The organism is Mitsuaria sp. RG (assembly GCF_028369275.1).
GTDB classification, from domain to species: domain Bacteria; phylum Pseudomonadota; class Gammaproteobacteria; order Pseudomonadales; family Pseudomonadaceae; genus Aquipseudomonas; species Aquipseudomonas peradeniyensis.
The window spans coordinates 1-13,554 of sequence record NZ_JAQMYQ010000017.1 but is presented as its reverse complement, the minus strand read 5'-3'; the positions used below and the strand labels follow the sequence as shown (position 1 = coordinate 13,554).

Annotated in this window: 9 protein-coding genes; all 9 read right to left on the bottom strand. The window is 63.5% G+C overall.

Going from position 1 to position 13,554, the window contains the following annotated elements:
* Window positions 1–7 precede the first annotated feature (7 nt).
* On the bottom strand, window positions 8–3,583 hold the full coding sequence (locus POF53_RS11670) for a glycosyltransferase (RefSeq protein ID WP_498967794.1): 3,576 nt from the start codon (window positions 3,581–3,583) through the stop codon (window positions 8–10).
* Between the two features lie 126 nt (window positions 3,584–3,709).
* The gene (locus POF53_RS11665) at window positions 3,710–5,278 is read right to left on the bottom strand and encodes a flagellar hook-associated protein 3 (RefSeq protein ID WP_232856517.1); all 1,569 of its coding nucleotides are present in this window, start codon (window positions 5,276–5,278) and stop codon (window positions 3,710–3,712) included.
* A gap of 13 nt (window positions 5,279–5,291) precedes the next feature.
* Complete coding sequence (gene flgK, locus POF53_RS11660; RefSeq protein ID WP_498967792.1) at window positions 5,292–7,340, bottom strand: flagellar hook-associated protein FlgK; 2,049 nt, start codon at window positions 7,338–7,340, stop codon at window positions 5,292–5,294.
* A gap of 12 nt (window positions 7,341–7,352) precedes the next feature.
* Complete coding sequence (gene flgJ, locus POF53_RS11655) at window positions 7,353–8,546, bottom strand: flagellar assembly peptidoglycan hydrolase FlgJ (RefSeq protein ID WP_234560351.1); 1,194 nt, start codon at window positions 8,544–8,546, stop codon at window positions 7,353–7,355.
* Between the two features lie 11 nt (window positions 8,547–8,557).
* Complete coding sequence (locus POF53_RS11650) at window positions 8,558–9,667, bottom strand: flagellar basal body P-ring protein FlgI (protein WP_408005613.1); 1,110 nt, start codon at window positions 9,665–9,667, stop codon at window positions 8,558–8,560.
* Window positions 9,668–9,679: 12 nt separating this feature from the next.
* A complete protein-coding gene (gene flgH / locus POF53_RS11645) occupies window positions 9,680–10,375 on the bottom strand; it encodes a flagellar basal body L-ring protein FlgH (protein WP_050706703.1) in 696 nt (231 codons plus the stop codon).
* Between the two features lie 79 nt (window positions 10,376–10,454).
* Window positions 10,455–11,240 carry a flagellar basal-body rod protein FlgG gene (gene flgG, locus POF53_RS11640; RefSeq protein ID WP_050706704.1) on the bottom strand — a complete coding sequence of 262 codons (786 nt, stop codon included), beginning with the start codon at window positions 11,238–11,240 and terminating at the stop codon, window positions 10,455–10,457.
* 48 nt (window positions 11,241–11,288) lie between these two features.
* Window positions 11,289–12,020 carry a flagellar basal body rod protein FlgF gene (locus POF53_RS11635; RefSeq protein WP_232966222.1) on the bottom strand — a complete coding sequence of 244 codons (732 nt, stop codon included), beginning with the start codon at window positions 12,018–12,020 and terminating at the stop codon, window positions 11,289–11,291.
* Window positions 12,021–12,246: 226 nt separating this feature from the next.
* A partial coding sequence (locus tag POF53_RS11630) for a calcium-binding protein (RefSeq protein ID WP_498967788.1) occupies window positions 12,247–13,554 on the bottom strand: 1,308 nt, incomplete at its 5' end.

The window sequence follows — 13,554 nt, the reverse complement described above, 5'->3', positions numbered from 1 at the left end:
CCAGGATTCAGTCAGCCAGCCAGGCGTTGGCCCAATGCTGCAGATGGTGTTCGTTCAGTACGTAGTCACGCAGAACCGCCTCGCGTAGTGCATCACCCTGGCGGTAGCTGGCCATCGGGTCGGCAAGGTGCATGCGGATTGCATCCAGCCACTGCTCGGTGGTGTTCTCGCGAACCCTCGTGCAGGGAAGGTAGCCTGCATATGCCTTGGTGTCGGTGCAGATGACCGGGAAGCCGCACGCGCCATATTCCAACAGGCGCAGGTTGCTCTTGCAGTCGTTGAACAGGTTCTGCTCCAACGGCGCCACCGCCAGGTCCAGGTTGAGACTGGCCAGCTTGCGCGGATAGTCCGCGAACGAGATCCCTGTGTGAAACTCCTTGACGTAGGGCAGCAGCGCCTCCGGACACATGCCGAAGAACACCCAGTCGACTTCGCTGGCCAAGGTCTTGATCACATCCAGCATCAATTCCAGATCACCGCGGTGACTGGTACCCCCTGCCCAACCCACACGCGGACGTACGCTGGTCTGGCGCTGGCTGGTCAGTCCGCTCCACAGCGATGCGGCGAGCATGTTGGGGACGACACGGATGTCCTGGTGCATGCTCGACAGCGCGTCGGCCAGTGGCTCGGTGGAGACCACCACCCGGTCGCACAGGGAAATCGCCTTGCTGACCAGCTCACGCATGTTGCTCGGCATGTTGCGCGCATGGTCGTTCTTCTTCGGTGGATCGATGATGTAGTCGTCCAGCTCGTAGATGCGCCGCGCACTGGAAAAGCGCTTGTACTGTTCGATATCCCTGACGTTGGCGGGCAGGTAGCGGCACTGCAGGATCACCACATCGGGCTTTTCCCGCTCGAGGTCGATCAGCCCCGGCGCGCTGTAGTCGATACGCCCCTGGATCCAGCCCGACCGCTCCAGCTCATTGAACGGCTGGACCACTCGATAGTGTCCGACCGCCGAGGTGCTGCTCGGCAGCGCCAGGACAGACGGCATGGCCCGCGCGATGAACGGATCCCACCCACCCCGCAATCCAGGGTCGAAGTTGAAATTCGGCAACTTGAGGCTGAGGTTGCGGTTGTAGGCCGGATCATTCGCCACCCAGGCCAGCCAGCGCGCATACAAGGCATCACGGTCGTCCTGCCAGCTTCGCGGCGAGCTTTCCTCGGCCGCCTGGGCGCCCAGCCTGGCCACACGCGCGAACGGCGTCCACACCGACAGATAACCGGCCGCCCGCGCCCGCAGGCACAGGTCGGCGTCGTGCAGCGATGCCTGCAGCGCGGCAGTGTCCAGCCCCCCCAGCTCGGCGAACAGTTCACGCCGCACCAACAGGCAGTCCAGGCTCAGCGCGCTCCAGTTCTGTACCAGGCTCAGCCGGTTCATGTAGCCGTCTTCGTTCACCGGGCAGCCCAGGAATGGACTGGCCGCCGTGGCCTGCATCCCCAGGACCAGGCCCGCCGAAACCACGGCCCCACTGTTGTCGAACAACTTGGGCCCGACCATCCCGACTTCGGGACGCTGGCCAAGCTGCAGGAGCTCGGACAACCACTGCGGTTCGAACAGCACGCAGCCGGCATCCAGCAGCAACAGGTAGTCGCCCCGAGCGTATACACTGCCCTCGTTGAAACTCTGCGCTCGACCCTGGGCGGCACTCTCGAGTACCCGCAATTGCTCACTACCCAGATCCCGCAAGCCGTCGAGCCAGGCACGCACATCATCCGACGTCCCGACGCTGGCGACCAGCACCACCTCGAAATCGGGATGCGCGGTACTGGCCAGCACAGACTCGACGCACCGCACCAGCACCGCCAGGTCGCCAACGGCAGGAATGATGATCGACACGCTCGCGACCTGGGGGTGCAGGTAGGTGACCCGGGTCATCAGGCTGCCAGCAATACCCTGCACCTGCGCGTCCACACCCAGGCGCCGCAGGTGTGCCTCCAGCACCCGCGGCGCCTGGACGTGGCCTGCAGTGTCGGCCAGCCATTCGACATAGCCGTGTCGGCACTGCACCAACACCTCTGGGATATGCTCGACCACCTGCAGGCCGTGAGCCTCGATCATTCGCCACAGCAGGTCGTGAGGCGCCAGGCTTTCGAAGCCGACGTCAAAGCCCCCAAGCTCACGCACCGCCGCATTGTTGAATGCCAACAGGCGCCCGACGTAGGGCAGGCTGCGCATCAGGTCGAGGTTGAAGTCCGGCTTGAAGATCGGTGCCGACGCGGCGAGGCTGTCGTTGGCACCCTCATCGATGTACAGGCACAGGCTGTCACCACGCAGCGCCATGCGCTCGGCCATGATCACCAGCGCATGGGTATGCAGGCAGTCGCCAGCACGCAGCAGGAACAGCCAGTCGAGTGACGGACCGTCAGCCAGCCAATGGTTGAGCGAGATAAACTCGGCATCGCCGCGCACCAGGTAACGAACACGGTCTTGCACCGGCCGTTCAAAACCCTCAGGCGTCACTACCAGGACTTGTTGGGTCGGGTAGGATTGCTGCCAGAGACTGTCCAGCGTCGCACGCAATACCTTTTCGTCACCTGCCTCACAGTACACCACCACCGCGATACCCGGCTGGCTTGGCCATTGCTCCACACGTTTGGGCAAGAGCCGTTCCTGCCCGGAGGATAGCCGGCGATGCTCGAGCCATTCAGCGTACAGCTCGGCAAAACTCAGGCTGTGGGTACCGATCTGCTGGTTGAAGTTGGCCATCTGCGCCCCGAAGAAGCGCCGAAGATCGAGCTCGTCCCACTTCTGCTGGGGGTTTTCCAGGTAGTCCGCCAACGGCATGTAGCGTACCCAGCCGTGGGCGGGCGCCGGCTCGGCATTACGTTCGGCGAGCATCTGCAGCAGCCACTGGGTGTCGCTCTTGTACGCCTCGACCATGGTGCCTTGATGGCTAAGACGCCCCGGACGCACTCGTTCCAGGCTCAGTACCTGCTCCAGGCTGGCCAGCTGTCCCCTGCGCAGAACGCAAGCGTAGAGCGCCAGGTCCAGGCGAGCGGAAAAACCCTGCCCATCCTGCACCAGGGTGGGCAGGTACGCCGCGACCTGGTCACGGCGCAGCAAGGCGTGGCTCAAGCCACCGAACAGGTTGGGTGCATCATCGGCGACGCTTTCCAGCAAGTCGGTGCCGTGCAGCACCGCACTGTGCACGGAAATCACGAAGTTCAGCGCACGTGAAGGCAATAGTACGTCATCGGCGGCGCACAACAGGCGCTGGCAGATGACCATGCTGATCTGTTGCGATTCGCCGAGCACACTGGCCTGCTGGCTGATACAGCCGGCAAACAGCGTGTCATCGTCACAGAGGAACTTGATCAGCTCGCCCGAGGCGTGCGTCAGGCAAGCCAGCAGGTTGCGGGCGAAACCAAGGCGCACCGGGTTGCGTACGTAGCGCAAGGGAGCTGGCGAAGTGACCCGCAGCTCATCGCAGATCGCCTCGATCTCGCCCCCGGGGCTGTCGTCGCATACGACGATCTCCAGATTCGGGTAATCCTGGGCGATCGCGCTGGCCAACGTGCTGCGGAAAAACTCAGGATTGAACGCGGGAATGGCAATACTGACGAGGGGTTGTGCGCTCACGGGTACTCACTCAAGGCAAAGGTTCGCTGACAGGGCTGGATGCCCTGCCGGGCGTCTGGTCAGGCCCATGGCACCTTCGAGGAGCCGCCTCACCCTGCCGAAAGGCGGACGAGACGGCTTCGTGGATCAGATGTAGTTGACCAGCGACAGGCCGGCGATCTTGGCGAAGGACTGCATCGAGGCCTGCAGCATGTTCTTCTGCATTTCCAGGCGCAGCATCACTTCGGCCGGATCGCTCTCGCGGATCGAACTTTGTGTCTTGGTGTTCTCGCCAGCAAGCGCCTCGTTGGTTTCAGCCTGTACATCCAGCGCCTGGCCACGACCACCGATGGCAGAGATCGACGACGACACCTGGTTCATGCCGCTGGCGATATTGCCCAGCGCCGCGTCCTGCGCGGCGAGGAAGTTCTGCCGCGCCACCGGATCATTGTCCTGTGGGGTGCTCAACGCGGTCCGCAGTTGGCTGATGGTGTTGAGGATGTTCTGGTTCTGATGGGTGTCCGCCTTGACCGCGAACGAGTCGCCGGCATTCGGAGCGCCTGCCAGGTCGAACGTCACACCGGCAGCAGTGGCCGTGGTGCCACTGAGCGTGCCGCTGGAGATCGGACGGCTGTCGGCGGTCATCGGCGAGGCATACAGCTCGAAATCGGTGGCGCTGGTGAACTTCAGCACCGCGCCGCCCCCCGGGAACGCAGCCTTGTAGGCGGTCGGGTCGCTGATGGTCGCATCGGTGATCTGCGCCGACGAGGTATTGCCCGGGCTGCGGGTACCGGCGATCGAATCGGCCTTGGAGCTCAGGTTGAAGCTGTGACCGGCGATGGCGGCATCCGGGTTGGCTTCGTCACCCGCCTGGAAGCTGATCTTCAGGCGCAGGTCGACACCGCGGAAGCTGATGGTGGTATTGGTACCCTTGGGATCGAACTTGCCACCCTGGCTGGCTTCCAGGGTCACATCGTTGCCGCCGGCATCGAGGATCTTGTACTCGGTGCTGCTGGTGAACTGGACGCTGTAGGGTTCGCCACTGCGGAAGCGGTCGTTGTAGGTGGTGTTACCGGACACCTGGCCGTTGGACAGGCTGACCCGGCCGTCATCGGTGGCCGGCGCGGTCAGGCGGGTCTCGCTGCGGCTGGTGTTGAGCGCCTGCTCGAAGGCGCTGTAGCCGGTCTCGTTGGCGGCCAGGCTGAGCATGTCGCCGACCTGCAGCATCAGGTTGCTCTGGTCGCCCTGGTAGCTGTAGGTGCCGTCGGAGTTGCGCACGTAAGGCTGGGTATCGCCCTTGGAGCCGGAGAACAGGTACTTACCGTTCTCGTCCTTGCTGTTCATCAACGAGAACAGCTGGTCTTCCAGCGAGGCCAGTTCGGAGGCGTTGGCCTTGCGATCGGCGTCGGTGAAACTGGCGTTGCCGGAGCTGACAGCCAGTTCGTTGACGCGCTGCAGGATCGAACCGATGGCGTTGAGCGTGCTTTCACTGCTGCCCAGCGCGTTGCGCACGTTGGTGATATTGCCCTTGTACTGGTCGAGCATGTTCTGCTGCTGCTCGAGCTGCAACAGGCGCGCGGCGCCGACCGGATCGTCGGCGGCGGTGCGCACGCGAATGAAGTCGCTGGCTTCCTGCGTCGTCTTGTTGACGTTGCCGAAGGTGCGCTCGTAGTTGGCGCTGCTGCTGTTGTAGAACTGCGGGGTGGAGATGCGCACGGTCTACGGCTCCTTAAAGGCTGTTGATCAAAGTGGCGAAGGTTTCCTGGGCCGCCTTGATGATTTGCGACGACGCGGTGTAGTACTGCTGGAACTTGACCAGGTTGCCGACCTCTTCGTCCACGGACACGCCGGAGCTCGAGTTGCGGCTGGTCAGGGCGGAGGATTGCAGCGCCTGGGTGGCGTTGCTGTCCATCTCGGCCTGGTTGGTCTTGCCACCGACGTTGGACACCAGCTTGGCGTAGGCATCGGTGAAGCTGATGCCCTTGCCGTCGGCACCGGTATCGACGGTGGGTTTGGTCTGCAGGTTGATCACCGACTGGGCGTTGCGGTTGTCGGCCGAGCCGGCACCGGTCAGCGAGACGGTGTAGTTGTCGCCGCCCTTCGGGGCGCCAGCGACGGTCATCTCGAAGGTGAACTTCTTCTGCGTGCCGCTGGCGTCGTTGATCGGGTTGCCGCTGCCATCGACCATCGGCACGGACAGCTGCAGCTTGTTCTCCTGGCCGGGGATGATCGTGCCGCTGCCGATGGGGCTGCCCTTGGCATCGAACATGGTGTAGGTCTGGGGCGAGGTCTTCTCGTCACCGAACACCAGCTTGACCGGCGTCGAGTACTTGAGCCCCGTCTGCAGGTCGGCGCGCTGGGCGGCATCGTAGATGTCCAGCTCGGAGGTCAGCGTGGGCTGGCCGATCTGCCCGGTGCCCTTGTTGCCCGAGCCGCTGGTAGCGGTCAGCGGGCTGGCCATCGCCAGGCGCTTGGGATCGGTGAGCACCGTCTCGATGCTGGCCGCGGCATTGCGGGTGGGGGTGATCTTGAAGCTATCACCAGCGATCGGCGTGCCACCGCGCAAATTGAGGCTGAAGCCGTCGATCACCGGTGGCGGAGTGGCAGTGATGTCGAACTTGCCCATCTCGGTGTTGTCAGGCAGACGACGTACTGTGAACTCGTTGGCGCTGGTGAACGTCACCTGGTAGTCGTTGGTGGTCAGCTTGCCGGTATCCTTGATGTTCACATCGAGGTTGCCGGAACCGGGGCTGTTACCCAGCTTGGCCACGCTGCGCCCGGCCATGGCGGCGGCGCTGTTGATGTCGCCGAACAGGGTCGCGCCGAACTCGCCGTTCTTGTCGATGCCCTGGGCCAGCTGGCTGTTGATCGCATCAGCCACCACCAGGGCCACACGGCCCAGCTCGTTGAGCGCAGGGTCCAGGGTGTCCTTGCGGTAGCGCAGCAGACCGCCCAGCTCGCCGCCGGTGGTGCTGTCGGTGATGTCCATCTTGGTCGAGCCGCGATTGAGCACCAGGTTCATCCGCGACGAGTCGGTCGCCGCAGGCTCCACGCCCAGGGTCTGGGTGGTGTTGCCCAGCACCAGCGACTGGCCGTTCTTCAGGTAGATGTCGTAGTTGCCGTCACGCTCGACCACGTCCACGCCGATCAGCTTGTTCAACTCGCGCACCGCGCCGTCGCGCTGGTCGAGCAGGTCGTTGGGCTTGCCGGTGATGGCGGTCATCTTGACAATCTGCTGGTTGTACTCGGAGATCGTCGCGGTCAGCTTGTTGATCTGGTCGGCCGTCGCCGCCATGTTGGTGTTGATGTTGCTGTTCTGCTGGTTGAACTGCGCCGACAGGCTGTTGAAACGCTTGGCAAGCGATTGGGCGCTGGTCAGCAGCAATTGCCGCGAGGCATCCTCGGTGGGCTTGGCCGAGGCGTCCTGCATTGCGCTGAAGAAGCTCTTGAGCGCCGCGGTGATACCGGTATCGGCGCTGGACAGGGCATTGTTCAGCGGGCCGATCTGGTTGAGGTAGGCGTTCGCGTCGCTGGACAGCGACGTGGTGGAACGCAGCTGGTTCTCGAGGAAGGCGTTGTACACCCGGCGCACATCGGACAGCGTGGTGCCGGTACCGATGAACACCTGGCCGACCTGCTGGCCACCCTTGGTCTTCTGGACGATCTGCTGGCGAGAGTAACTTTCCACATCGGCGTTGGCGATGTTGTTACCCAGGGTGTACATCCCGGACTGGGCGGCGCCCAGGCCAGACATACCGATATTGATCAAACTCGCCATGGTTTCCTGCCCTTAAAGTTTCGTGGTGGTACCGAGCATTGCGTAGCTCTGCTGCGACTTCATCTGTTTTGCGATCTGCGAGATCTTGCTGGCGTAGTTGGGGTCGGTGGCGTAACCGGCCTTCTGCAACTCCCGCACAAACTGTTCTGGTTTATCGGCCGCCCGCACTGCATCTTGATAGCGCGAATTGTTCTGCAACAGGCTCACCAGGTCGTGGAAGCTGTCCTGGTAGCTGTCGTAGGAACGGAACGCCGCGGTCTCCTTGACGAACTGGCCGTTGCGGAACTCGCTGGTGATCGCCCGCGCCTCGCCGCCCTGCCAGCTGCCGGTGGCCTTGATGCCGAACAGGTTGTGACTGCTGCTGCCATCGGGGTTGCGCATGACCGACTTGCCCCAGCCGGTTTCCAGCGCGGCCTGGGCCACCAGGTAGCGTGGATCGATACCGATGCGCTTGGCGGCCTGCTCGGCCATCGGCAGCATGGTGGCGACGAAGGCGTCGCTGTCGGCGAAGGCCTTTTTCGGTGCCAGCGGCGGCTGGGCCACGGCCCGACCGAGAATCTGCAGGTTGCCTCCTGGCGCCGCGAAGCTGCGCGCCGGCTCCCAGTCGCCGACGGCCACGCCACCGGGCGGGAGATCGCCACGCCCAGGCAGCGCCGTGGCGTTGGCGGCGGCATTGCCAGCGGACGGCACGATGCCGGACAGCAAGCGATCGGTGAGCTTGCCAGGCAGCGCCAGGCGCCGCGCATTGAGCGCAGCCACATCGTTACGCGTAGCGGCACTCTCGACCATGTGCGCGGGCTCGGCCACTTTCGAGGCCCACAATGCCGGCGCCTGCCCCTCGATCCGGGGAAACGGACTGGTGTTCGGGCGCGCGGCCTTGTTCTTCGACAGCTGGCGCACCAGCACGTCCTGCAGGCCGATACCACCCCCTTCGCGCGACATGCTCACGGCCATCTGTTGGTCGTACATGTCGCGGTACTGCTTGACCGTGTCGCTGTTCATCGGGCTGTCTTCGTCAGCCATCACATCACTGGCCTTGCGCGACGCCTTGAGCATCTCGCTGATGAACAACGACTCGAACTCCTGGGCCACCTTGCGGATGTTGCCCTCGCTGTCGCGATCCCCGCGCTTGAGCGAGCCCAGGCGATTGAGGTCGGTGTAGGCGCCGCTGTCGGCCTGACTTGAAACAAGACTCTTCGAATTCATCCCTGGCGTCCTCAGATCACGATCAGGTCGGCTTGCAACGCACCGGCCTGCTTCAGCGCTTCGAGGATGGCCATCAGGTCGCTCGGCGCCGCGCCGACCTGGTTCACCGCACGGACGATCTCATCCAGCGTGGTGCCCGGGCCGAACTTGAACATCGGCTTGGCTTCCTGCTCGGCGTTGACCCGCGAACGCGGCACCACCGCGGTCTGACCATTGGAGAACGGCCCCGGCTGGCTGACGATCGGATCTTCGGTGATGGTCACGGTCAGGCTGCCGTGAGTAACCGCCGCCGGCGACACCTTGACGTTCTGGCCGATGACGATGGTCCCGGTGCGCGAGTTGATGATGACCTTGGCCACCGCCTGGCCCGGGTCGATCTCGAGGTTCTCGAGTATGGACAGGTAGTCCACGCGCTGGCTCGGGTCCATCGGCGCGGTGACCCGCACCGAACCGCCATCGACGGCCTGGGCCACGCCCGGGCCGAGCAGCTCGTTGACCTTGTCGACGATGCGCTTGGCGGTGGTGAAGTCCGGACGATTGAGATTGAGCGTCAGGCTATTGCCCTGGTTGAATCCGCTCGGCACCGCGCGCTCGACCGAGGCCCCGCCGGGAATGCGACCGGCCGACGGAACGTTGACGGTGATCTTCGAGCCGTCGCGACCTTCGGCATCAAAGCCACCCACCACCAGATTGCCCTGGGCGATGGCGTAGACGTTGCCGTCGATACCCTTGAGCGGCGTCATCAACAGACTGCCGCCACGCAGGCTCTTGGAGTTGCCGATGGAAGACACGGTGATATCGACCACCTGGCCGGGCTTGGCGAATGCCGGCAAGTCGGCATGCACCGACACGGCGGCAACGTTCTTCAACTGCACGTTGCCCGACCCCGGCGGCACCTTGATACCAAACTGCGACAACATGTTGTTGAAGGTCTGCAGGGTGAACGGTGTCTGGGTGGTCTGGTCACCCGTGCCGTTGAGGCCCACCACCAGGCCGTAGCCGATCAGCTGGTTGGCGCGCACGCCGGAAATGCTGGCGATATCCTTCAGGCGCTCGGCGTGAGCACCGAACGCACAGGACAGAAGCAGGGTCGCGGCAATCAACCGCCTAGCGTTGAACATGGTCATCCGTACTCAGAAAGGCCAGAGCGGGCTGATGAAGAAACGGTCCAGCCAACCGGGCTGGCTGGCATCGGCGAACGAGCCGGTGCCCGAATAGGTGATGCGCGCGTCGGCCACGCGAGTGGACGGCACGGTGTTGTCGGTGGCGATGTCGTCGGCACGGATCAGGCCGGCAATGCGCACCAGTTCCTCGCCGGTGTTCAGCGTCATCCACTTCTCGCCGCGCACGGCGATGATGCCGTTGGGCAGCACCTCGGCCACGGTCACCGTGATGGAGCCGGTCAGGGTGTTGCCCTGGGTGGCCTTGCTGTCGCCCTTGGTGGAGCGGTCGCCGCTGTAACCGGCTTCAAGCGTGAGGTCGCCGCTGCCCAGCGGGTTGTTGGTGTTGGGCACGGTGCCGAACAGCGAGGTCAGGCCGATATCGGCCTTGCTGTTCTTCTGGATCTGGGAACCGGCGTTCTTGCTCGCCGAGGTACGCTCGTTCAGGGTGATGGTGATGATGTCACCGACCCGGAACGCCTTGCGATCGGTGTACAGACCCTGCTCGAAACCGGCCTGGTAGATCGAGCCGTTGTTGGCCGCCGCCGGCAACGGGGTGCGCGGCAGGACCGGCGCATAATACGGGTCGTTTGGCTTGGGCGTCGGCGCAACGCAACCAGCCAGCAACACCACCCCCCCCAGGGCGAATACGGACAACAGACGGCTCATGACACTTACCTCATGGTGAAACAGGCGCTGCAACAGCGAGCGGATGATCAGCGGCCCGCCTTGATCGGGCCGCCAGGGCTTACAGCTGCTGGGTGACGAACGACAGCATCTTGTCGGCGGCGGAGATGACCTTGGAGTTCATCTCGTAGGCACGCTGGGTGGTGATCATGTTGACCATTTCTTCCACGGTGCTGACGTTGGACGCCTCCAGGGTTTTCTGCAGGGTGGGGCCGAAACCGTTCAGGCCAGGCGTGCCGATCTGCGGCGCGCCGCTGGCGGCGGTCTCGAGGAACAGGTTGCCGCCGATGGCCTGCAAGCCCGCCGGGTTGATGAAGTCGGCGGTCTGGATGTTGCCGATGACCTGCGCGGCCGGGTTGCCGGGGGTAGTGATCGACACCGTGCCGTCCTGGCCGACGGTGAAGGTCTGGGCATCCGGCGGTACGACGACCGCAGGTTCCAGGGCGAAGCCGTTGGCGGTGACGACCTGGCCGTCGGAGTTCAGGTGGAAGGTACCGTCGCGGGTATAGGAGACGGTGCCGTCAGGCTGCAGCACCTGGAAGAAGCCACGACCGTTGACGGCCATGTCCAGCGGATTCTCGGTCGTCTGCAGGCTGCCGGTCTGGAAGTTCTTCTGGGTGCCGACGATACGTACACCGGTACCGACCTGCAGGCCCGAAGGCAGCTCGCTGTCCTGGGTGGACTGCGCACCGGGCTGGCGCTTGATCTGGTACAGCAGGTCCTGAAACTCGGCGCGATCACGCTTGAAGCCAGTGGTCGAGACGTTGGCCAGGTTGTTCGAGATGACCGCCAGGTTGGTATCCTGGGCGGAAAGGCCGGTTTTAGCGACCCAAAGAGCCGGAAGCATTTAGTGTTCTCCTCGTGCGCCTGTTTTACGGCACCCGTTCAAATGTGATTAGCCGATCTGCAAAACCCGAGCCATGGCTTGATCGCCTTCCTCGGCCGCTTTCATCATCTTGACGTGCAACTCGAACTGTCGGGACAGCGCCAGCACCGATGTCATTTCCTCCACGGCATTGACGTTACTGCCTTCGAGGAATCCCGACACCACGCGCACGTTCACGTCCATGTCGGCCGGCTGGCCGCTGGCGGTACGGATCAGCCCGTCCTGGCCCTTGGTCATGCCCTTGATGTCAGGGTTGACCAGCTTGATCCGGTCGACCTCGGCCATCACCCGCGGGTCCTCGCCCATGGCGCGGATGCTGATGGTGCCGTCATCGCCGATCTCGACCTTCTGCTCCGGTGGTATGGCGATCGGACCGCCATTGCCGATTACCGCCATGCCGTTGCCGGCGCGCAACACACCGAGGGCGTCAATGTTCAGGCCGCCAGTGCGCACGTAGGCCTCGCTGCCATCGGGGGCCTGCACGGCAATGAAGCCGTTGCCGCTGACCGCCACGTCCAGCTCGCGACCGGTTTCCACCAGCGGACCGGCACTGAAATCGGTGGCCGGCCGTTCGCTCATGGCAAACGCACGCGCCGGAAAGCTGTCGCCGAACACCGGCATCGAACGGGCCTGCTCCAGATCACGCTGGAAGCCGTTGGTGGAAACGTTCGCCAGGTTGTTGGCATGGGCCTTCTGCGCCAGCGCGTTCTGGCTGGCGCCGGTCATGGCCACGTAAAGCATCTTGTCCACAGTCATCCTCCGCTACACGGGCGATCGATTGCCGGTCGCCGTGGCTGTACGAAGCTTCGAGCAAGTTTCGCGCCAATTACCACAGAAACGACAAAGACCCCGGTTTACGGGGCCTTTGCCGAAAAGCACGCTGTCAGAGAGACAAAATCTCGGCGGCGGGTGCCTGACAGCGGCAAGGCTTGGCCGCCTGCGGACGCTGTCAGACGCCGCTTGCCTGTCAGGTGATGGTGAAGGTGTCGCCGTTGTTGGTCTGGAACGACTCGATGGTATTCGAGCCGGCGTACCAGTTGCTGAGCATCACCCCCGAATCGAGGTTGCCGGCATTCCAGTCAGCCTTGGAGAAGATGAAGGCATTGACGCCATCGTTCTGCACCACGACATCCTGGAAGGTCTGGATGTTCTTCAGCACCACCACGTCGACACCTGCGCTACCGGTATCCTGGATCACCACGCCCGCCTTGGAGTAGATCGTGTAGACATCACTGCCCTCGCCACCGAAGGCGTAACCGGCCGACATCATGTCCAGGCGGTCGGCGCCGGCGCCACCATAGAGTTCGTAGGCAAAACCGTTACCAACCAGGCGATCGTTGCCATCATCGCCATACGCCTTGCCGTTGGTGGTCTGGATGGTGTCGTTGCCGGCATCACCATGGTAGACGGAACCCGTGTCGTTCAGCGCACCGGTGATGGTGTCGTCGCCGTCACCGCCATTGACGACATCCGCCTGGGCGACCTGGGTGTTCGCCGGGCGCGCCAGGGCACCGAAATCGGTGGAGTAGATGCCATCCCCGTAGAGGATGTCATTGCCCGCGCCGCCATTGATGACATCATCGCCTTCGGCGCCATAGAGCGTGTTCGCACCGGCATCGCCATTGAGCACATCGGCGAACGCGGAGCCCGCCAGCCCTTCGATTCCACTCAGCACATCACCCTCGGCATGCCCGCCAGCCACGGTGCCCGCAGCAAGATCGATCGACACGCCGGCATTGCTCGAGATGTACCAGGCCGAATCCCGACCGACCCCACCATTGATCACATCGGCACCCGCACCGCCAATGAAGTTCTCGTTCGCACTGGTCCCCACGAAGGTATCGTTGAACGCGGTGCCCTCGAAGCTCTCGATGCTGGTAAAGAGGTCGTTGCCCGTGGCATTCAGGTCGAGCGTGACGCCCTCGCCCTCACCGGCGAACGTCAACAGATCGACACCCAGCGAGCCATTGAAGTCGTTGGGCTGGTCGTTGGCCACGAAAACGTCACCCAACGACGAGCCGACGAACTTCTCGATGCCCTCGAAGGTATCGCCCTCGGCGATACCGCCATGCACGCCGGTCTTGAGATTCAGGAGAATGCCGGCTGTGCTGTCGCCATACGAAACGGTGTCGATACCCGCGCCACCGACGAATCGGTCGGCACCGGCACCGCCAAACAAGGTGTCATTGCCAGCGCCACTGACAATCACATTGTTGCTGGCATTGCCATATCCGACGAAATTGCCAGAACCGATGTAGGTAAGGTTTTCCACTTC